Genomic DNA, 19,982 nt, shown 5'->3' with positions numbered 1-19,982 from the left:
GTCAGGATTGTTCTGAGAGACTGGAGAGGGGACAAAGTGCATGCGAGCGATATTGCTTGGCGGGGCGTTTCTTGCGCTGACCGCAAGCGACCTTTGGGCGCATGCCGGAGAGCAGGGATTCGTGCTTCTTCTCCCGACGGATGCATATATCGCGGCGGGGGGTGTGACCGTTGCCGTAACATTGGCGCTCTTGGCTGTGCTGCCGGAACAGATGGCAGAAGGCTTGTTTCGGTCTGCCGGAATTTTTCCACTGCGACCCCCGGCGATCCTCCGTTATCGCTTAAACCTCGGTGCTGCAGTCTTGCTCGGCTGGCTGGTCTGGCGTGGGCTTGTGGGGCCGGGCGATCCGGGCGTCAATCCGTTGCCTCTGGCCATCTGGGTGGTGTTCTGGATCGGGATCGTGTCCGTTCAGGGGTTGATCGGGGATGTCTGGCGCTGGATCAATCCGTGGGTGGGTGTTGGGGTTCTGCTACACTGCCTGACCGGATTGCGCGCGCCCTTGCGCTATCCGCGCGTATTGGGGCATTGGCCCAGCGTTTTAGGATTGCTTGCCTTTTGCGGGTTTCTCTTGGCCGACCCCGCTCCAAGCTATCCGGAGCGGCTGGCCGTTGTGGTCGGGTTCTACTGGTATGCGATGTTGGCCGGGCTGGTGCTTTTCGGCCCGGTGTGGCTGGTGCGGGGCGAGGCGATCACGGTGCTGATGCGCGCCTATCGTCGAGTATCTTTCTTTGGTTTTTCAAAGGGATGGATGTCAATTGGGCTTCCAGGTTGGCAGATACTTGGCAGGCCAAAAGTCAGTTTGGGACTGGCGGCCTTTTGCTTGATCCTGCTCGGCTCTGGCAGCTTTGACGGGCTCAACGAGACTTTTCTATGGCTTGGTATTCTTGGCCTCAACCCCTTGGAGTTCCCCGGGCGGTCTGCGGTTATTCTACCCACTATATTGGGGTTATTGTTGGCCAATATCGCACTTATTGTGGTCTTCGCTATCGCGCTGTGGCTGGGCAAACGGCTGGCCGGAGGGCACGCGCGGCTTCGTGATCTGTTTTGCCTCTATGCTCCAACGATCTTGCCGATAGCTCTGGCCTATCATGTTGCGCATTATCTGACGGCGTTTCTGGTTGACGGACAGTATGTTCTGGCGGCCTTGGCACGGTCGCTGGGCCTTACGGACCTTACAATTTCCGCCGGATTCCTTAACACTCCCGGCCCGGTCAAACTCATCTGGATGACACAGGCAGGCGCGGTGGTCGTTGGGCATGTGATCGCAATCCTGCTCGCGCATGCGCTAGCGATGCGCATAGGCGAGGGACGGCGTCGGGCGGTGCTGGGCCAGATCCCGCTCGCTGTGTTCATGGTGGCCTATACGATCCTTGGTCTTTGGCTCTTGGCCACGCCGCGCGTCGCGTGAGATGTAAGCGCTGGACAACCCCGAGGGGGTTGCGCAAGGTGTGCAGGTGCGGCATTTGTCCTGCGAATGCGACTGATCTTTGGAGGATGCGCGATGAACAGCCCAAAAATTAGCCCGACTACCGGCACGTCCCGACGCGGTGCGTTGACGGCACTTGCGGGCGGCGTTGCTGCGGCGAGCCTGCCGCTTTGGGCGCGATATACCCATGCACAGACCGCAGCGCCGATCAAGATCGGCTTTCAGGTGCATCGCACTGGCATCGGCGCAGCCTATGGCCGTTGGTATGACCGCACCACGCAGGCCGCGGTCAAGCTGATCAACGACGGCGGCGGCATCAATGGCCGCTTGGTCGAGATTGTCGCCGAGGATGACGGCACCGACCCCAAGCGCGGGGCAGAAGTGGTCGAGAAATTCGCAAATCAGCATGGCTGTGACATCGGCTTTGGCACGCTTTTCAGCCATGTCGTCATCGGCTCTGCGCCGCGTGCGGGGGAATTGAAGCTGCCGTATTTCGTGGTCTCGGAAGGGCATCACGTGGCCTCTGGCATGCTCAACCGCTACACGCTGCAACCGGGCATCACGGATGTGAAAAGCCAAGTTCAAGCGATGGCACCCTATGTGGCTGCGAACCTTGGCAAGAAGGTTACGATGGTGTTTCCGGATTTCGCCTTTGGCCACGATCACCGCGATTTCTTTACGCAAGCGATCGAGGCGCAGGGCGGCGAGGTGCTGGCGCATATCGCGATTCCGCCGTCTGAAACCTCGTTTACCAAGTACTTCCCCAAGATCCCGCGCGATACCGAGGTGCTCTATCACGTCATGGTCGGACCCGCCGTGCTGACCTTTGTCAAGGAGTTGGGCGAGTTCTTTGGAGGGCAGGGTCCGGCGCTCTTTGGCTTTATCGACAGTCTGGAGGCGGTGGCGATTGACAGCCCCGGTCTGGAATTCCTCGAGAACAGCTATTTCTGGGAGGGCATGTGCCGCGATCAGCAGCCGGACGAGAGCGGGCATGAGACCGCTTACCGCGCGGCGGTCGGGGTCAACGAGCGCGGCGCGTCGGTCAGTGATCCGCGCGACGTGTCCACCTATGCGCATATGTTCGGCTGCTGGGAAACGCTGCATGTGATCAAGGCGGGGATGGAAGCGGCGGGTTATACCGGGCCGCAAGACCGCGCCGCGCTGATCGAGGCGGTCGAGGCGATGACTGTCCTGCCGGAGAGCCTTGCGCATCCACAGGGCGACAAGATCTTTAACGGCAAGACGCATCAGGTGTTTGGCCATCAGAATATTTCGCAGGTGCAGGGCGGAAAGCTGCTGCGCGTGCATCGGACCTCGATCGAGGATACGCTCTATCCTGACGAAATTGATTACACGGCACAGCCGTTCTGAAACGGGTTTGGTAAGCGGGGCGAAGCGATGAGAGGTTTGCATATCATTCTGACACTGGCCCTTGTGGTGCTGGCGGGTTGCGGTGCGCCGCCCCCGCCGCCCGAGTCGCAAGAGGTGACGCGGCTGGCAGCGGCAATCCGAAGTCTCGGGCCCGAGGTGGACACCGAAGAGGCCGAGCGCGCAGCGCGCATCACCTATGAGCATACCCACCAACTTGCTCTGGAGTATGAAATCACTGATCCGCCCATTGTGCACAACACCAAGGTCAACATGGGGTTGAAACCGGCTGGCCTGTGCTGGCATTGGGCACGGGACATAGAAGATCGCCTGAAGCAGGAAAATTTCCAGACGCTTGATCTGCACCGTGCGGTTGCCAATTCTGAGAACGCCTTTCGGCTGGAGCACAGCACGGCGATCGTAAGTGCCAAGGGTGACGCGTTTGATCAGGGGATCGTTCTTGATCCTTGGCGCAAGGGCGGACAATTGACATGGACGCCCGTGGTCGACGACCGGTCCTATAAGTGGGAGAAGCGCAACGAGGTGGTAGCCCGCAAGCTTGAACGTTTGCACGGGCAGATCGTGACGCTGACCGACGATGACCGTATCCTGATGGGCGGGCTCGAGTACGCCGTGCCATGACTTGCCTCCGCCCATGGAGCTAGGCCCATATCTGGTGCTGGCCACGTTGGAAGGCGCGGTGACGGCGGCGGTGCTTGCGCTGACGGCGGTGGGGCTCAGTCTTGTGTTTGGCGTGATGCGGGTGGTCAATATCGCGCATGGCGAGTTTTTCATGCTGGGCGCGGTTCTGGCATGGTGGATCGCGCAGAGCGTGGTCGGGCATCCGGAAATCGGCTTTGCTCTGGCGCTGGTCCTGGCCCCGCTGATCGTGGGCGCGCTGGCGGTGGCCGCCGATATGACGATCCTCAAGCGGCTGGAGTATGATCCAGAACGCACCATCGTGGCCACAATCGGGCTGCTCTATATCATTCAGCAAGTGACGCTGATGGGCTATGGCCCGGATGCGCGTCCCGTCGAGGCGCCGTTCAACACGCGGCTTGCAATCCCGTGGGTCGAGCATGGGCCTGAGGGCTGGGCGATGATCTGGCCCTGGGGGCTGGGCACGACCTCTTACAAGCTGGCGGTGATCGGCGCGGCGGTGGTTCTGCTCTGCGCGGTCTGGGTCTTGATGACGCGCACACGTATCGGCCTTGTGATGCGGGCAACGCAGGCGGATCGCGAGATGGCTCTGGCCTTTGGCATCCCGGTGGAACGGGTTTATGCCGGGGTCTTTGGTCTGGGCGCGGCGCTGGCGGCGCTGGCAGGCGTGTTGATCGTGCCAATCCAGCAGGCGCATTACCTGATGGGGGCGGACCCGCTCTTGCTGTCGTTCATCGTGGTCATCATCGGCGGACTCGGTAGTCTGCCCGGCACGGTTGTGGCGGCGATCCTGATAGGTCTCAGCGATGGGATCATCTCGGTGTTTTTCTCGCCGACGCTGGCCAAGATACTGGCAACGCTCTTGGTCGGGTTGGTGCTGGTGTTTCGGCCACAGGGCCTATTCGGGGCACGCGCCGCATGAGGGCCTATGCCTTGCATGCCGGGCTATTGGCCTTGCTCTTGGCGCTGCATTTCGTGCTGCCTGCGTATCACCACGGCAATCTGGCACGGGTGATGGTTCTGGCGAGTTATGCCATGGGCTACAACCTCATGTTTGGCTATACTGGTCTCTTGAGCCTTGGGCACGCCCTGTTCTTTGCCGCAGGGATGTATGGGATGGGTTTGGGTGTCCAGCATCTCGGGCTAACGCCTGCGCCGGCGCTGCTCTTGGGGTTGGCGGCGGGGGCCGTGGTGTCAGGCGTTCTGGCGGCGCTGGCGCTGCGCACGGCGGGCGTCGCGTTTATGATCGTGACGCTGATGTTCGCGCAGGCGGGATACCTCAGCGTGCTCTATTTCGGGGCGCTGACGCGGGGCGACGAAGGCTTTGTGATCCAGCAGGCGGATCGGATGCTCTGGGGCATCGACCTGAGCCTTGAGGGCAACCGTTATCTGGCGGCTCTGATCCTGTTTGGCGTTTGCCTGATGCTCTGTCTCTGGCTGGTGCGGTCGCCCTTTGGCCGAGTGCTGGTGGCTATCCGCGAAAATGAAGAGCGGGTGCGCATGCTGGGCTATGACGTTTTCGCGCATAAATTCGCGGTCATGGTGATTTCGGGCACGATGGCGGCGGCGGCGGGGGCGGCATATGGCCTCTTGTTTGGCTATGTGGGGGCCACCTTTGCTTCGGTGCAATACTCGATCTTTCCGCTGCTCTGGGTGCTCTTGGGCGGGGCGGGCACGGTGCTGGGGCCGTTCATCGGCACGCTCTTCATGTTCTACCTGATTGACCTCAGTTCCGGCGTGACCACCGCCTATATGCTGATTGCCGGCGTGGCGCTGGTGGTGCTGACGCTCTTTGCGCCGCAAGGGTTGATGGGGGAATTGCGGCGTCGGTTCTGGCGAGGGCTGCCGTGATGCTGCTGTCAACGCGGGGCCTCTCCAAGAATTTCGCCGGATTGCGCGCGGTCGAAGACGTGGATTTCGACCTGCCCAAAGGCGAGATACGCGCCCTGATCGGCCCCAATGGTGCGGGCAAGACGACGCTGGTGGGCATGATTTCGGGGCGCATCGCCCCAAGTGCAGGGCGGGTGAGCTTTGATGGGCAGGACATCACCGCCCTGCCCGCGCACCGCCGAATGCGGCTGGGCATGGCCTATACGTTTCAGATCACCTCGGTCTTTGGCCGGTTGAGTGTGCGGGAGAACGTGGCGCTGGCCGCACGGCGTCATCTGCGCGGCACGGCAGTCGAGGCGGCGGTCGAGAGCGCGCTGGGGCGGGTCGGGCTGAGCGACCGCGCGAGCCAAGACGCGGGCGATCTGGCCTATGGGCATCAGCGGCTCTTGGAGATTGCGATGGGCCTTGCCCAATCCCCGCGCCTTTTGATTCTGGACGAGCCGACGCAGGGTCTGGCCGAGGGCGAGATCGACAGTTTTCTGAGCCTGATCCGCGAGGTGGCTCAGGAGGCGACGATCCTGCTCATCGAGCATAACATGCGCGTGGTGATGGATCTGGCGGACCGGATTACCGTGCTGGATGGCGGCCGGGTGCTGGCCGAGGGCACGCCTGCGGAAATCCATGCCAACCGCGCGGTACAGGCGGCGTATCTGGGGGGGCTGCCCAATGCTGCGGCTGGATAGGGTCAGCGCGGGATATGGCCGCGCACAGGTGCTGCGCGATCTGAGCCTTGAGGTGAAGGCGGGCGAGATCCTGTGCCTCTTGGGGCGCAACGGGGCGGGCAAGAGCACGACGATGCGCGCGATCATGGGGCTTTTGCCGCTCATGTCGGGCACAATCTGGCTGGGTGAGCGGAGCCTGAGCGCGCTGCCCGCGCATGAGGTTCCACGCGCGGGCGTCGGCTATGTGCCGCAGGGGCGCAGGTTGTTTACTGACCTGACAGTGGCGCAAAATCTGGAAATTGGTCTGATGGCGCGGCAGAGCGGGCCAGAGGTGCGCGAGCAAGTGCTGACACTCTTTCCACGCCTGCGAGATCGGCTGGGACAGAAGGCGCAGACCCTTTCGGGGGGCGAACAGCAGATGCTGGCGATGGCGCGGGCGCTCTGTCTGCGGCCAGAGGTGCTGTTGCTTGATGAGCCGACCGAAGGGTTACAACCCTCGATGATCGCGGCCATTCGCGAGGTGATCACGGCGTTGCGGGCAGAAGGCGTCGCTGTGCTCTTGGTGGAACAGCGGGTCGATGCGGTTCTGGAGGTGGCGGACCGTGTTGCTTTTCTGGAAAATGGCCAAGGGGGTGCTGTGATGAGCGCCGAGGCGTTGCGTGCGGATCGCGGATTGGTGGACCGCTATGTCGGGGTTTAGTGCGATGCTCTGAGGGGAGGTTTGTAGGTCAATTCCCCGCGCCGCCCGTCAGATTTATGTCAAATCTGCGTAAAAATATGCTAGAGGCCCGACGCGGGCACCAAAAAGACCCGTGTGTGACAGTGGAGAAGGGACGAAAATGATTCAAGAGTTCAAGGATTTCATCGCCAAGGGCAATGTCATGGACATGGCCGTTGGCATTATCATCGGTGCGGCCTTTACTGCGATTGTTGGCTCGATGGTGGCCGATCTCATTAACCCGATCATCAGTCTGTTTCTGGGCGGCATTGATTTTTCGGGCCTCTATGTCGTGCTTGGATCAGGCGAATATTCCTCGATCGCAGCGGCGGAAGAAGCCGGGGCAGCCGTTTTTGCCTATGGTCGCTTCATCATGGCCGTGATCAATTTCCTGATCATTGCCTGGGTCGTGTTTATTTTGGTCAAGCTGGTCAACCGCGCCAAAGATGCCACATCCAAGCCCAAGGCAGAGGCCCCTGCTGCCGATCCCGGCCCCTCGGAATTGGATATCCTGATGGAAATCCGCGACGCCCTGAAGAAGTGATCAAATCATGGCGAGGGGCACATGGTCCCTCGCCCCTTCAAACACGGTGATAGGGGCTTCCGGCCAATATCGAGGCGGCGCGATAGAGCTGTTCAGACAGCATCACCCGCACCAACATATGTGGCCAGACCATCCGGCCAAAGGATAGTGCGAAATCCGCCCGCGACCGCAGTTCTGGCGCGATACCATCCGCACCGCCAATCACCAGAGCCAGATCGCTGCGCCCGGCATCGCGCCAGCCCGCCATCGTATCTGCAAAGTCTGGAGAGGACTGCAGCTTGCCTCGTTCATCGAGGACCACAAGCACGGACCCTTGGGGGATCACCCGGTCAAGCAAACTGGCCTCGGCGGCCATGCCACCGCCCTTCTTATCCTCGACCTCGTGCAGGGTGGCGGGGCCAAGGCCGTGCGCCCGCCCCGTTCGGTCGAACCGGGTCAGGTAATCGTCGAACAATGCGCGTTCCGGGCCGGTCCGCAACCGGCCAACCGCGCAGATGTGAACCCGCATTCAGACCTGAGACGCCGCCGTCTGCCCGGAAGGCAGCCACATCTTCTCAAGCTGATAGAAATCGCGAACCTCAGGGCGGAACACATGGACGACCACATCGCCCGTGTCGATCAACACCCAGTCGCCGGTTTCCTTGCCCTCACTGCGGGCAACGATCCCCATATCCTGCTTAAGCCGATCCATCAGTTTCTCAGCGATGGCAGAAACCTGCCGCGAGGAGCGCCCCGAGCAGATCACCATGTAGTCGCACATGGCAGTTTTGCCGCGCAGGTCGATCTGCACGATGTCTTCCGCCTTGTCATCGTCAAGAGAGGTCAGGATCGCCGCAAGCTGCGCTTCGCTATCTGCGGTTATGGTGGGCATCATCGAGATGGCCCCCTGGTCAGCGGCGTTTGCCGCATATGTCGTAAAAGACAGGACATCGTCCTCCTTTGCTGCACACCGCAGGCCCCGGTGCTAGGTATGATATCAAAGTAGCAAGAGATGCATGACTTTTCAATAAACCGCCGCATCCTATTGCACCATGACGCGGGAATGTGCTGCAAATTTACCCGATCTGCGGTTCGGTACCGGGTTCATCCCCCAGCATCCTCACCTCGCGTTGCGGGAAGGGGATGGAAATGCTATGCCCTTGAAACGCATCCCAGAGCGCCAGATAGACATTGCCGCGAATGTTTGTCAGGCCTTGAGTGGGGTCCCTGATCCAGAATCTCAGGATGTAATCCACGCTGTTGTCACCAAATCCAACGATGTGACAGACCGGGGGTCGCTCGTTCAGGACGCGGCCAACGCTCAGGGCGGCTTCGACTGCGATCTTGCGCACTTTATGCGGATCATCGCCATAGGCTGTGCCAAAGTAGATGTCGAGGCGCACGAAATCGTTGGAATGGGACCAGTTGACCACTTGCCCTGTGATCAGATCCTCGTTCGGGATGAGGTATTCGCGCCCATCTCGCGTTGTGATGGAGACATAGCGGGCACCCAAGCTGTTGATCCAGCCGAAGGTTTCGCCCAAGCTGATGACGTCGCCGGGTTTGATCGACTTGTCCAGGAGGATAATGATCCCTGAGACCAGGTTCGAAACCACCTTTTGCAGACCAAATCCAAGGCCCACGCCAATCGCGCCGGACAGCACGGCTAGCCCGGTGAGGTCCACCCCGACGGTGCGTAAGCCAATGAAGAACGCGGCACCATACAGCAGCACCTGCATGAATTTGACCACCAGCACCTGCATCGAGGGGGAGAGATCTTCGTTGCTGCGAACCCGTGCGCTTGTCACCCTTGCGGTAAAGCGTGCCACAACGATGAGCGCGCCGATCACGATCACCGCCTGCACAACCAGCCAGAGTGAGAAACGAGTCTCGCCCACGTCTATTGCGGCGCTGTCCAGCAGCGCTTGTGCCTCGTGGGTGAGATTGAGAATACTGAGCGTGACCCAAGTCCAGCCTGCGTAGCGCACAAGGCTGCGCAGCAGGCTATTGCCAATCAACCGGGTGACAATGGCGATCACCAGCCAGGCAAGTGCCAATTCTCCGGCGATCGCCAGCAGATAAGAGCGGCTAGGCCATGTCACTTCACGCATGATCCAGCACACTGGCCAGATCAGCATCACGAAAAAGATAAGGCGCAAGCGCCGATGCAGCATGACAAGCAGCCGCATGCGCCACTTCGGCCAGCCTTCGCGTTGCCGCATCCATTCGCGGCAAGCCGGTCCCAAGAGGCGTTCGAGCAGATATGCAGCCAAGAATACGCCAAGCAGGATGCCCACCTGATAGGCATTCCAAGGCCGCAGCATGCTCCACAGGAACAATTCGGCCTGACCCCAAACGGCAAGCACGATGTCCTGGGTCACTGAGGCGGCATCTCCTTCCATGGCTACCAGCCTTGCACGTGGTCCAGCCGCCCACAAGGCTGCACTGGACAAGTCCTGTAATTCAGGCTCTTTTTGCGCCAAAGATGGAGGAGCGCCATGACCACAGCCCTGATCACACATCCCGATTGTCTGGGGCATGAAACACCCGACGGGCATCCCGAACAGGTGGCCCGGCTGGAGCGTATCCTCGAGGCGCTCGTGGGCAAGGATGTGACCCGCGTGACCGCCCCGCTTGCTGCCGAAGACGATCTGTTGCGCGTGCATCCGAAATCCCATTTGGAGGCCATCCGTGCCGCATCCCCTGCCAAGGGTGTGGTGCCGCTGGATGCCGATACATGGATGTCGCCGGGCACCTTGGCGGCGGCGCATAGAGCGGTGGGCGGTGCCGTGCGTGCCGTTGATCTGGTGCTGTCGGGAGAGGCGCGCAACGCCTTTGTGGCCACCCGGCCGCCCGGGCATCATGCCGAGCGTGAGACGACGATGGGGTTCTGTCTCTTTGGCAATGTGGCGGTGGCCGCGAAATATGCGCTGGATCATCACGGGCTGAAACGGGTGGCGGTGGTGGATTTCGACGTGCATCATGGCAATGGCACGCAGGACCTGCTGGAAGACGAGCCGCGCACCTTTTTCGCCTCGTCGCATCAATACCCGCTCTGGCCCGGCACGGGGGCTGCGCATGAAACCGGGCCCCACGACACCATTCTAAATGTGCCGCTGGCCCCGCGTTCGGGCGGCGCGGTGTTTCGACGCGAGTATGAGGCCAAGGTCTTTCCGCGCGTGCGGGCATTCAAGCCCGAGCTGATCCTTGTCTCTGCCGGGTTTGACGCGCATCGCGAAGACCCGTTGGCCGATCTCATGCTGGAAACGGAGGATTTCCGGTGGGTCACGGAACGGCTGTGTGATCTGGCGGATGAACTCTGCGGTGGCAAATTGGTGAGCTGTCTTGAAGGTGGCTATAACCTCTATGCCTTGGCCGAGAGCGTGGCGGTGCATGTCGATGTCCTGATCGCCCGCGGAGCGGCTTGATCTTAGCTTCAAAAGGGAAACCGCATGCGTGCTGGCCTTGTCCTGCTGAGCCTTGCCTATGTGCTCAGCCAGTTTTTCCGCGCTTTTCTGGCGGTTCTGAGCGGCCCGTTGGCACAGGATGTACGTGCAACACCGGATGATCTGGCCACCGCCTCGGGCCTCATGTTCGTGACATTCGCAGTGATGCAATTGCCGGTGGGGTGGGCGCTCGACCGGATAGGGCCACGGCGCACGGCGGCGGTTCTGCTGTTGCTGGGCGGCGGCGGGGGAGCGGCGCTCTTTGCGATGGCCACCAGCCCGCTGCATATCAATCTCGCGATGGTACTGCTGGGTGTCGGCTGTTCGCCGGTGCTGATGGCGTCTTATTACATTTTCGCGCGGCAATTCTCGCCTGCGCGATTTGCAACGCTGGCGGCGGTCATGCTGGGGGTTGGATCGTTTGGCAATCTCGTGGCCTCTTATCCAATGGCCTGGGCGGCGGAAACGATTGGCTGGCGCGCGGCGCTCTGGGGATTGGCTGCCGTCTCGGTTGCGGCAGCGCTAGGTATCCTTGCGGTGGTTCGTGACCCCGAGGCGGTGATCGGCGACACGCGCGGCTCGCTCCTTGATCTGCTGCGCATGCCTGCCGTTTGGGCCATTCTGCCATTGATGTTTGTGGCCTACGCGCCGGCGGCGGCGTTGCGCGGGCTCTGGGCAGGCCCGTACCTGCGCGATGTCTTTGGTCTTGATACCGGGCAGGTGGGGCAGGCGACGCTGGTCATGGGCGTGGCGATGATCGCGGGCACCTTTGCCTATGGTCCGCTTGATCGGATTTTCAACTCACGCAAATGGGTGATCTTTACCGGCAATGTGATTTGTGCCCTGGCCATCTTTGCGCTGATGCTCTGGCCGGATCGGGGCCTCATGCTGTCCATTACCCTCCTCGCGGTGATCGGGCTTGCCGGGTCCACCTTTCCCGTACTCATCGCGCATGGGCGGGCGTTCTTTCCGGCGCATCTGGCGGGGCGGGGCGTGACGCTGCTCAACCTCTTTGGGATTGGCGGGGCCGGGGTGGCGCAGTTTGCCTCGGGGCCATTGCATGCCTCAGCCCCAAGCGCATTGGCCGGATACACCGCCATTTTTGCCCTGTTCGGCTTTGCCCTGCTGGCGGGTCTGGTGACATACCTCTTTAGCCGCGACAGCATGGACTGAGCGCGGCCCCTTTCACATCTTGTGCAATCCTTGTATGACCCGCTCCGCAACCCCCGCTATGGAGGCAGACACACATGGGTTACAAAATCGTCGTCGCAGGTGCCACGGGCAACGTGGGCCGCGAAATGCTGAACATTCTCGCCGAGCGCGAGTTTCCGGTCGATGAGATCGCGGTGCTCGCTTCGCGCCGGTCTCTGGGCACCGAGGTCAGCTTTGGCGACCGCACTCTCAAGACCCAGGATCTAGACACGTTCGATTTCACCGGCTGGGACATGGCGCTGTTTGCCATCGGGTCGGACGCGACCAAGATCTATGCCCCCAAGGCCGCCAAGGCGGGCTGTGTCGTGATCGATAATTCCTCGCTCTACCGCTATGACCCTGATGTGCCGTTGGTGGTTCCTGAGGTCAATGCCGAGGCGGTTCTGGGCTATGCCAAGAAGAACATCATCGCAAACCCCAACTGCTCGACCGCGCAGATGGTCGTGGCCCTGAAGCCGCTGCATGACCGCGCGCGCATCAAGCGGGTCGTCGTGTCGACCTATCAGTCGGTGTCGGGCGCGGGCAAGGAAGGCATGGACGAACTCTGGGATCAGACCAAGTCGATCTATAATCCGACCGACAGCAAGCCACCGCGGAAATTCACCAAACAGATCGCGTTCAACGTGATCCCGCATATCGACGTTTTCCTTGAGGATGGGCAGACCAAGGAAGAGTGGAAAATGGTCGCCGAGACAAAGAAGATCCTTGATACTAAGATCAAGGTCACGGCCACCTGCGTGCGGGTGCCGGTCTTTGTTGGCCATGCCGAAGCGATCAACATCGAGTTCGAGGATCATCTGGATGAGGCCGAGGCCCGCGATATCCTGCGCGAATCCCCCGGCATCATGGTGATCGACAAGCGCGAGGACGGCGGCTATGTGACGCCGATTGAATGCGTGGGCGATTACGCCACCTTTATCAGCCGCATCCGGCAGGACCCGACGATTGATAATGGTATCAACCTTTGGTGTGTCTCGGATAACTTGCGCAAGGGCGCTGCGCTCAACGCCGTGCAGATCGCCGAAGTGTTGGGACAGCGGGTGCTGAAAAAGGGCTGAGGCACCTCAGACAGAATTGAGACGGGCGTGCCCTGAGGCGCGCCCGTTTGCATTTTTCTGGACGGTTACTGGACCGGCTACTGGACCGGCGCGACCTTGAACTGGACAGAGGAATACCATTCCGCCACCGCGCGAATGTCATCATTCGACATTTCGGCGGCGATGCCGCTCATGATGTCATGCTGACGCTTGCCGGTGCGGAATGCCTTGAGCTGCGTGTCGATATACATCACCGTCTCGCCCGCAAGATTGGGCGCGTCGTCGATCAGTGCGATCCCATCCGCGCCGTGACAGGCGGTGCAGGCCTCAGGCGCGCTCTCGGCGGTCTGGGTTGGGGCGAGGGTCGCGATAGGCGTCTGGCTGCTGTACCACGCCGCCAGATCGGCAATGGCCTGATCGGTTAGGTTCGCGGCCACCACGCTCATCATTTCGTGCACACGCCGCCCCTCGCGAAAGGCGGTCAGTTGATGCTCGATATAGGCCGGGTTCTCGCCGCCGATATGGGGAACGATGGGCATTTTCGCCATGCCTTCGATCCCGTGACAGGTGCGGCACTGGCCCGCCAGTTTGCGTCCCGCCTCGGGGTCGCCGGTCAGATCCTCTGCAACAGCAATCTGGGCGAGGAAAACCCCGCCCAGACCCAGAATACATGCCTTGAGCATCAATTGCCCTCGTACCAGATGCGATAGATCGCCCCGGCCAGATCGTCGGACACGAGGATCGAGCCGTCGCGCAATTGTGCCACATCGGCAGGACGGCCAAGATACTCGCCGTTCTCGTCAATCCAGCCTTCGGCAAAGGGTTCCATTGTGGCGTTGCCTTCTCCGTCGATGAAGGTGACCATCACGCGGGCGCCCACCGGCTCTGTGCGGTTCCACGACCCGTGCTGCGCCGAAAAGATGGCGTTCTTGTATTTGGCCGGGAACATCTTGCCGGTGTAAAAGGTCATGCCGAGGTCCGCAGCATGGGCCACGGTTTCGACCGCAGGCATCACCACTTCAACCGGGACTTCTTCACCCTTGTACTCGTTGGTCCTGACCGAGCCGCCGCCATACCACGGATGGCCGAAATGCTGGCCAGCCTCGGTTTGGCGGTTCAATTCTCCCGGTGGGATATCATCGCCCATGCCGTCAACCTGATTGTCGGTCCACCACAGTTCACCGGTTTCAGGGTGGAAATCCTGACCAACTGAATTGCGGACGCCGTAGGTATAGACCTCGCGGCCGGTGCCGTCGGTGTTCATGCGAATGATGCCGCCGATACCCCATTTGGTGTTGGTCTCGAGGTTCTCTTTTGGCGCGACGTTAAAGGGCTGGCCGAGCGAGATATAGATCTTGCCATCCGGGCCAATGTCACAGACCCGCGCGGTGTGGTTGAAACTTTCTTGCTCCTCAGGGATCAGATCGCCCTTGGCCACGAGGTTGAAGGCCGCCACGTCGGGGCTTTCGTAGAAGAACTCGGCGGCGGGAAAGAGCAGGACGCGGTTCTGCTCGGCGATATAGAGGAACCCGTCCTTGGAAAAGCACGGGCCATTCGGGATCGAGAATTGCAGTGATGGCGCGAAATCCTTGACCTCGTCGGCGACGCGGTCCTTGTTGCGGTCGGTGACGGACCACACCTTGTCCTTGCGCGTGCCGACAAAGGTCACGATGCCCTGCGGGCCGACAGCCATGTGGCGCGCATCGGGGACGACCGCGTAGAGGCCGATCTTGAACCCGGCGGGCAGGCTGATCCCTTCCAGTGTTTTCTTGATCCCGTCGGCATAGTCGCCGCCCTGTTCGATAAAGGTGAAATCGGTAACGCCGGTGGACTGGAAATTCGACAGTTTTTCCAGATTGTCCGGCACATTAGCCGCTTGCGCATGGGCGAGCCCAGCGCTGAGAGCTATGGTTGCGATGGATGACAGCAGATACTTCATTTGGTTCCTCCCGTTTTAAAATCCAACCAGACCTGTCCGCCGCTTTGCGTCGGAACAGGATCCTGATCTTAGACCTCTAAAAGCAGACCCAACGCGCTCTCCCCTTCGCGCGGCTCATGCGAGTACCGTTTACGTTGTAATCGCACAGGTCTGACCCTATCGCAGTTTTGCGAACGAACAAGAACTTGCTGTGCTCATTGCCTACGACCAAAGTAGGAGTAATATCGGCCGATCACTGCGCCTGCGCTGAAAGTCGGAAGAGGTCGACAAAGGCCTGCGCGGCAACGTAATCGCCCCGCAGAGTGATCACACCCAAATCTGTCATTTCGCGCAGAGATTTTTTTCCGTAAACGGCGGCCGCCAGAGTGTTGCCATTACCGACGAGCACAAAGGGCGCGGTGGGCTTGGCCACCAAACGGGTGTGGCGCGCGCCATCCGTCAAGTGCATCTCGAAGACTTCACTTCCGAAATCAAACCCGGCTACCGCATCAAGACCCGAAGCCCGGTCGCGCCGGAGCATCACACCCATCGAGATCATCAGGGCCGAGGGGCTAATAAAGCGCGACGGATCATGGCCTGGTATCGTCAGCGCCCATTGGCAAAGGGTTTCGAGAACGGGCAAGAGCGCTCTGCCAGCATCGGTCAGCGTATAGGTGCCAAGTCGCTGGTCGTGCACCAATACCCCGGCCTGTTCCATCTGGGACAGACGTCCGGTCAGCACGCTTGCTGTGATACCCGGCAGGCCCGCTCGGATCATCTGAAACCGTTTTGGTGCAAACATCAATTCTCGCACGACAAGCAAGGCCCAACGATCCCCGATCAGATTGAGCGCATGCGCCGCAAGACAGCCTTCGTCATAGCGAAGCAGGGGGTTTTTTGCCTGTTTGGTCATTTTTTCATACTTATAGTTGTTTTTTACTACTACGCGCGGCACAGTGTCAACGCAAGAGAGATTCTCTGCGCGCGAACTCATAGGAAAGGAGACCAGAATGTCTTACTTCACAGGCGCCGTTGCCGCGGTTCCCTCATCCAATAAGGATGCTTATCGTGCCCATGTCGATGCAGCTTGGACGATGTTCAACTCTTATGGTGCCACACGAATGATAGAAACTTGGGGGGCCGATGTACCCTATGGCAAGCTGACCGACTTTTACGGATCGGTTTCGGCGGAACCCGATGAAACCATCGTTTTCTCTTGGATCGAATGGCCGGACAAGGCAACGGCGGACGCCTCTTGGAAAAGAATGCAGAGCGATCCCGCGATGAAAGAGATGCCCGCGATGCCATTCGACGGGAGTCGGATGATTTTTGGCGGGTTTGATCCGGTCTTTGAATCCGGCGCGCATAGCGGCGCGGGGTATTATCAGGGCTTTCTTCTTGCTGTCCCCGAGGACAAAAAACAGGCCTATGTCGATATGGCAGGCGAGGGGTGGGAGATGTTTCGCAAAGGGGGCGCGCTCGGCATGGCCGAAACCTGGGGTGTTGATGTGCCCGAAGGCAAGAAAACCGACTTTTACAGGGCAACCAAGGCGGAGGTTGGCGAAGTTCCGGTCTTTAGCTGGATCGCTTGGCCGGACCGTGCGACCTGTGATGCAGCCGCCAAGGCCATGGAAGCGGAAATGAGCGGAATGGACATGTCTGCAATGCCCTTTGATGGCAAGCGCATGATGTGGGCAGGGTTCGAACCGCTCTTTGATTCAGGAGAGGCGGCATGACACTGACGTTGATCACGCTGGATTGGGTGCCCGAGTTTCCGCGTGGCTTTGTGCGTGACCTGCGTGTGAGGTGGGCGCTCGAAGAGATTGGCCGCGCCTATCAGGTTGAAACAGTCGCAATGGAGCCCAAGAGCGGTGCGCACCGTGCGCTACAACCCTTTGGGCAGGTCCCCATACTCCGTGACGGGGATCTGTCACTGTTCGAAAGCGGTGCGATCCTGCTCTATGTCGGCGAAGGCTCTGCGCTCTTGCCCGAGGCACGGCGTGCCGAGGTGATACAGTGGCTCTTTGCCGCGTTGAACACGGTCGAGATCGCAAGTGCGATCTGGCTCTACAAGGTGCTTGCAGAACGCTGGCCGGAGTTCTTTGGCCCACCGACAGGAGAGGAGAGCAAGACGTTCGCGTGGCAGGCGTTGAAGACCAAACTTTCCGAGCTGCAAGCTGTGATGCAGGGACATGACTGGATCGCGGGCGATTTCAGTCTGGCCGATATTGCGATGGTCGACACTCTGCGCGTGCTGGCGGGCGAGGGCGTGCTGAACGATATGCCCGTTTTGAGCGCCTATGTTGCACGCGCAGAGGCGCGTCCGGCGTTTGTCAGGGCGATGGCGGATCACATGGCACATTGGCAGGCGGCTGACGCCACCATGACCCGCACGGCCTGACAGGGCTTTATAACGACGTCAAGGTCATGGTGACGGTGCCCAGCCCGTCGATCCGGCCCGAAGTTGTGATCGGCGGCGTCACCCAAGGCAACCCGTTGAGTGATCCGGTGATCACTACATGCCCCGGCTGCAAGCCGCCGCAATGGTCCCCCAGGGCGTGTACGAGGGCGCAGAGCGTGGCAAAGGCATCGCCACCGGGGACCGATGCGGGACCGTCAAGCAGGGAGTCTTGGCCAAGAGTCAGATGCGCCTCGGCGCGGGTCACGTCGATGGTGTGCCAGTCTCGACGGGGTTCACCCAACACCACCGCACCGTTGAGTTGATTGTCCAGCATCTTGAGCGCAGGCGTAGCGCCCTTGGGATCGGCAAGACGCGTCTGGACCAATTCAAAGACCGGTAGGAGTTCGACCGCATCGCGCAACTGTGTCATGAAATCCGAAGCGTCGATGTCCGGCAAGGGGGCAATCAGGCGAAAGGCGTATTCCAGTTCGACGCCCACCTCTTCGCCCTCGGAACACTGAATTATGGCCGGGCTGGCGTGAATGTCACTGGCAAAGATTGGCGCGATGATGATTGGGGCGCCGGGTGGACACGCGACCTTGAAGCCGCCGACAGGTCCAAGTTGGGCGGCGACCGCCGCCTGTACGTTAAAGATCCGATCCCGCGTCAGCCCGTCGCCTGCCGATGCAGGCAGTTTTGGACCCCCGTTTCGCGCTGCTATCAGCGCTGTCACCAAGGGGTCACTCATGCTGCGATCACCGCACCTGAGGCGATCATCGCCGTGATCTGGTCCGCCGCATACCCGGCCTCATGCAAAACCTCGCGGCTGTGTTGCCCAAGCGTGGGTGCGGCACGGCGGATGCTGGCAGGGGTCTCGCTGAACTTGACCGGATGGCCAAGCGTCTTGACCTGACCCGCAACCGGATGATCCACCTCAACGATCATGTCGCGCGCGTGCGCCTGTGGATCGGCCTGCATTTGCATTATGTCGAGCACCGGGCCAGCGGGCAGCCCCGCGCGCTCCATCCGATCCAGCCAAACCTCAGAGGTTTCGTGACGCAGGTGATCATTGAGGATGTGTTCCAGCTGTTTGAGATGCTGCATGCGGTCATGGTTGGAGGCAAAGCGAGAGTCGTCGTTCAACTCGGGCGCACCGATGACATCGAGAAAGCGGAGCCAGTTGCGCTGGTTGGCGGCACCGACGTTGATCCAGCCATCTGCGGTCTGGAATGCCTGATAGGGACCGTTGAGGGGATGCGCCGACCCCATCGGACCGGGGGCGACGCCCGTGGCAAAGGCGATCGCCGATTGCCAATAGGTCTGGGTGATCGCAGCCTCAAAGAGCGAGGTATCGACCTTTTGCCCCTGCCCGGTTTGCAGCATGCGCGCATAGGCGGCGGATACCCCCATCGCTGCCACGATTCCGGCCGTGATGTCCGACACCGGCGCGCCGGTCTTGACCGGGGGTCGTCCCGGACCCTCACCTGTGATCGACATCAGGCCCGACATGCCCTGAGCGATCAGATCAAAACCACCGCGATCAGCATACGGACCCGTACGGCCAAAGCCCGATATTTCGCAATAGATCAGACGGGGATTGATGGCGCGCAGGGCTTCGTAGCTCAGCCCCAGTCGCTCCATCGTACCCATGCGGTAATTCTCGATCACCACATCCGCCTCTTCCAGCAGGCGGTGCAATGCCTCGACGGCCTCCGGTTCCTTGAGGTTCAACGCCACGCCGCGCTTGTTGCGATTCATCATCATATAGGCGGCGGATTCGCCCTCGATCGCCGGAGGAACAAAGCGGCGGCTATCGTCGCCATCGGGCTTTTCCACCTTGATCACATCTGCGCCCATATCGGCCAGCATCAGGCCACAGACAGGCCCGGCCATGATATGCGCAAGCTCGATCACCTTCATACCCGCAAGCGGGCCGGTCGCACTCATGTGCCGCTCCATTCGGGTTTCTCCTTGGCGAGAAATGCTTCCATCCCGTGGTGAAAATCATTGCTCATGTAGCACATTTCGATCAGGTCGGCGTCTTCGACGCGGGTGGCGGCGCTCACACGTCGCATGGCCTCTTTGGTGGCGCGCAGGGTCAAGGGAGCCATCTGCGCCAAGGTGCCGGCAAGATCTTCGGCGCGGGCCATCAGAGCGGCCTCGTCCTCTAACACCTCGGAGATGAGGCCATAGCTCAAGGCTTCCGGGGCACTTATCAGCCGCGCGGTAAAGATCATCTCGCGCACCCGCCCCGCCCCCATCAACGAGGACAGCCGCGCCAAGTTCGCGGCGGCAAGACAATTGCCAAGCGTGCGCGCGATAGGAAAACCGAACTTGAGGTTTTCGGCGGCGATGCGAATGTCGCAGGCCCCCGCAATTGCCGCCCCACCGCCGGTGCAGGCACCGTTGATCACCGCGACCGTGGGCAGTGGGCAGCGCTCGACCGCCTCCAGCACAGTCTCGATCCTCGCCTCGTAAACCAGCGCATCCTGCGCGCTTTCAAAGGCGCGGAACTGTGTCATATCAGTGCCTGCGGCAAAGGCCTTGCCGCCCGCGCCGTGGATAACCACGGCACGGATGCTGCCATCGGTCGGCACCTCGCGGCAGAGTTTTGCGAGCCCCTCATACATCGCAAAGGTCAGCGCATTGCGGGCGTGTGGACGGTTAAAAGTAATCCAGAGGGTATTGCCCCGGACCTCGGACAGGATCTCGGTCATCTGC

22 protein-coding genes are annotated in these 19,982 nt (G+C 60.8%); 13 read left to right on the top strand and 9 right to left on the bottom strand.

The features are described from left to right. Positions 1-40 precede the first annotated feature (40 nt). The 8 genes from ACSSVY_RS13115 (at position 41) to mscL (ending at position 7,268) form a co-directional block, all read left to right on the top strand. A complete protein-coding gene (locus ACSSVY_RS13115; RefSeq protein WP_454270033.1) occupies positions 41-1,408 on the top strand; it encodes a hypothetical protein in 1,368 nt (455 codons plus the stop codon). Between the two features lie 93 nt (positions 1,409-1,501). Then, a complete protein-coding gene (locus ACSSVY_RS13110; RefSeq protein WP_454270032.1) occupies positions 1,502-2,797 on the top strand; it encodes an ABC transporter substrate-binding protein in 1,296 nt (431 codons plus the stop codon). Positions 2,798-2,824: 27 nt separating this feature from the next. Continuing rightward, a complete protein-coding gene (locus ACSSVY_RS13105) occupies positions 2,825-3,436 on the top strand; it encodes a hypothetical protein (RefSeq protein WP_454270031.1) in 612 nt (203 codons plus the stop codon). 13 nt (positions 3,437-3,449) lie between these two features. Further along, a complete protein-coding gene (locus ACSSVY_RS13100; protein WP_454270030.1) occupies positions 3,450-4,376 on the top strand; it encodes a branched-chain amino acid ABC transporter permease in 927 nt (308 codons plus the stop codon). After that, positions 4,373-5,305 carry a branched-chain amino acid ABC transporter permease gene (locus ACSSVY_RS13095; RefSeq protein WP_454270029.1) on the top strand — a complete coding sequence of 311 codons (933 nt, stop codon included), beginning with the start codon at positions 4,373-4,375 and terminating at the stop codon, positions 5,303-5,305. The genes ACSSVY_RS13100 and ACSSVY_RS13095 overlap by 4 nt, the downstream gene beginning before the upstream one ends. Continuing rightward, positions 5,305-6,027, top strand: coding sequence for an ABC transporter ATP-binding protein (locus tag ACSSVY_RS13090; protein ID WP_454270028.1), 723 nt, complete (start codon positions 5,305-5,307; stop codon positions 6,025-6,027). The genes ACSSVY_RS13095 and ACSSVY_RS13090 overlap by 1 nt, the downstream gene beginning before the upstream one ends. Then, positions 6,011-6,706, top strand: a complete 696-nt coding sequence (locus ACSSVY_RS13085) for an ABC transporter ATP-binding protein (protein ID WP_454270027.1) — start codon at positions 6,011-6,013, stop codon at positions 6,704-6,706. Before ACSSVY_RS13090 ends, ACSSVY_RS13085 begins: the two co-directional genes overlap by 17 nt. Before the next feature lie 139 nt (positions 6,707-6,845). Further along, entirely contained in the window at positions 6,846-7,268 is a 423-nt protein-coding gene (mscL, locus tag ACSSVY_RS13080) for a large conductance mechanosensitive channel protein MscL (protein ID WP_454270026.1), read from the top strand. Between the two features lie 37 nt (positions 7,269-7,305). Here the strand turns inward: mscL and rlmH are convergent, their stop codons facing one another. The 3 genes from rlmH to ACSSVY_RS13065 form a co-directional block, all read right to left on the bottom strand. After that, complete coding sequence (rlmH, locus tag ACSSVY_RS13075) at positions 7,306-7,776, bottom strand: 23S rRNA (pseudouridine(1915)-N(3))-methyltransferase RlmH (protein ID WP_454270025.1); 471 nt, start codon at positions 7,774-7,776, stop codon at positions 7,306-7,308. Further along, complete coding sequence (gene rsfS, locus ACSSVY_RS13070; protein ID WP_454270024.1) at positions 7,777-8,142, bottom strand: ribosome silencing factor; 366 nt, start codon at positions 8,140-8,142, stop codon at positions 7,777-7,779. Between the two features lie 181 nt (positions 8,143-8,323). Continuing rightward, positions 8,324-9,649 (bottom strand): mechanosensitive ion channel family protein, encoded by a 1,326-nt coding sequence (locus ACSSVY_RS13065; protein WP_454270023.1) that lies wholly within the window; start codon positions 9,647-9,649, stop codon positions 8,324-8,326. A 96-nt stretch (positions 9,650-9,745) separates the two neighbouring features. Here ACSSVY_RS13065 and ACSSVY_RS13060 point away from each other — a divergent pair, with 96 nt between their 5' ends. From ACSSVY_RS13060 to ACSSVY_RS13050, 3 genes are all read left to right on the top strand, one after another. After that, positions 9,746-10,675, top strand: a complete 930-nt coding sequence (locus ACSSVY_RS13060; protein WP_454270022.1) for a histone deacetylase family protein — start codon at positions 9,746-9,748, stop codon at positions 10,673-10,675. 24 nt (positions 10,676-10,699) lie between these two features. Continuing rightward, positions 10,700-11,866 (top strand): MFS transporter, encoded by a 1,167-nt coding sequence (locus tag ACSSVY_RS13055; protein WP_454270021.1) that lies wholly within the window; start codon positions 10,700-10,702, stop codon positions 11,864-11,866. 74 nt (positions 11,867-11,940) lie between these two features. Then, positions 11,941-12,963, top strand: a complete 1,023-nt coding sequence (locus tag ACSSVY_RS13050) for an aspartate-semialdehyde dehydrogenase (protein WP_454270020.1) — start codon at positions 11,941-11,943, stop codon at positions 12,961-12,963. A gap of 77 nt (positions 12,964-13,040) precedes the next feature. Here ACSSVY_RS13050 and ACSSVY_RS13045 read toward each other — a convergent pair whose 3' ends face one another. The 3 genes from ACSSVY_RS13045 to ACSSVY_RS13035 all read right to left on the bottom strand — a co-directional run bounded on the left by ACSSVY_RS13045 (position 13,041) and on the right by ACSSVY_RS13035 (position 15,773). Continuing rightward, positions 13,041-13,625 (bottom strand): c-type cytochrome, encoded by a 585-nt coding sequence (locus ACSSVY_RS13045; protein WP_454270019.1) that lies wholly within the window; start codon positions 13,623-13,625, stop codon positions 13,041-13,043. Then, on the bottom strand, positions 13,625-14,881 hold the full coding sequence (locus ACSSVY_RS13040; protein ID WP_454270018.1) for a PQQ-dependent sugar dehydrogenase: 1,257 nt from the start codon (positions 14,879-14,881) through the stop codon (positions 13,625-13,627). Before ACSSVY_RS13040 ends, ACSSVY_RS13045 begins: the two co-directional genes overlap by 1 nt. A gap of 232 nt (positions 14,882-15,113) precedes the next feature. Continuing rightward, a complete protein-coding gene (locus ACSSVY_RS13035) occupies positions 15,114-15,773 on the bottom strand; it encodes a winged helix-turn-helix transcriptional regulator (protein WP_454270017.1) in 660 nt (219 codons plus the stop codon). 97 nt (positions 15,774-15,870) lie between these two features. Here ACSSVY_RS13035 and ACSSVY_RS13030 point away from each other — a divergent pair, with 97 nt between their 5' ends. Both ACSSVY_RS13030 and ACSSVY_RS13025 read left to right on the top strand, forming a co-directional pair. Continuing rightward, on the top strand, positions 15,871-16,596 hold the full coding sequence (locus ACSSVY_RS13030; RefSeq protein WP_454270016.1) for a DUF1428 domain-containing protein: 726 nt from the start codon (positions 15,871-15,873) through the stop codon (positions 16,594-16,596). Continuing rightward, positions 16,593-17,261: a glutathione S-transferase family protein gene (locus ACSSVY_RS13025; protein ID WP_454270015.1), complete on the top strand. Its 669-nt coding sequence runs from the start codon at positions 16,593-16,595 to the stop codon at positions 17,259-17,261. The genes ACSSVY_RS13030 and ACSSVY_RS13025 overlap by 4 nt, the downstream gene beginning before the upstream one ends. 7 nt (positions 17,262-17,268) lie before the next feature. On the opposite strand, the gene ACSSVY_RS13020 is transcribed toward ACSSVY_RS13025, so the two are convergent. The 3 genes from ACSSVY_RS13020 to ACSSVY_RS13010 are packed head-to-tail and all read right to left on the bottom strand — an operon-like array spanning position 17,269 to position 19,978. Next, a complete protein-coding gene (locus ACSSVY_RS13020; protein ID WP_454270014.1) occupies positions 17,269-18,009 on the bottom strand; it encodes a 2-keto-4-pentenoate hydratase in 741 nt (246 codons plus the stop codon). Beyond that, positions 18,006-19,208: a CaiB/BaiF CoA transferase family protein gene (locus tag ACSSVY_RS13015; RefSeq protein WP_454270013.1), complete on the bottom strand. Its 1,203-nt coding sequence runs from the start codon at positions 19,206-19,208 to the stop codon at positions 18,006-18,008. Before ACSSVY_RS13015 ends, ACSSVY_RS13020 begins: the two co-directional genes overlap by 4 nt. Then, the gene (locus tag ACSSVY_RS13010) at positions 19,205-19,978 is read right to left on the bottom strand and encodes an enoyl-CoA hydratase (protein WP_454270012.1); all 774 of its coding nucleotides are present in this window, start codon (positions 19,976-19,978) and stop codon (positions 19,205-19,207) included. Before ACSSVY_RS13010 ends, ACSSVY_RS13015 begins: the two co-directional genes overlap by 4 nt. Positions 19,979-19,982 lie beyond the last annotated feature (4 nt).

The sequence above is a fragment of the Roseovarius sp. MBR-51 genome (genome assembly GCF_053628575.1).
Note: the sequence above shows the minus strand (reverse complement) of the source record. Positions and strands in the feature narration are given on the sequence as shown.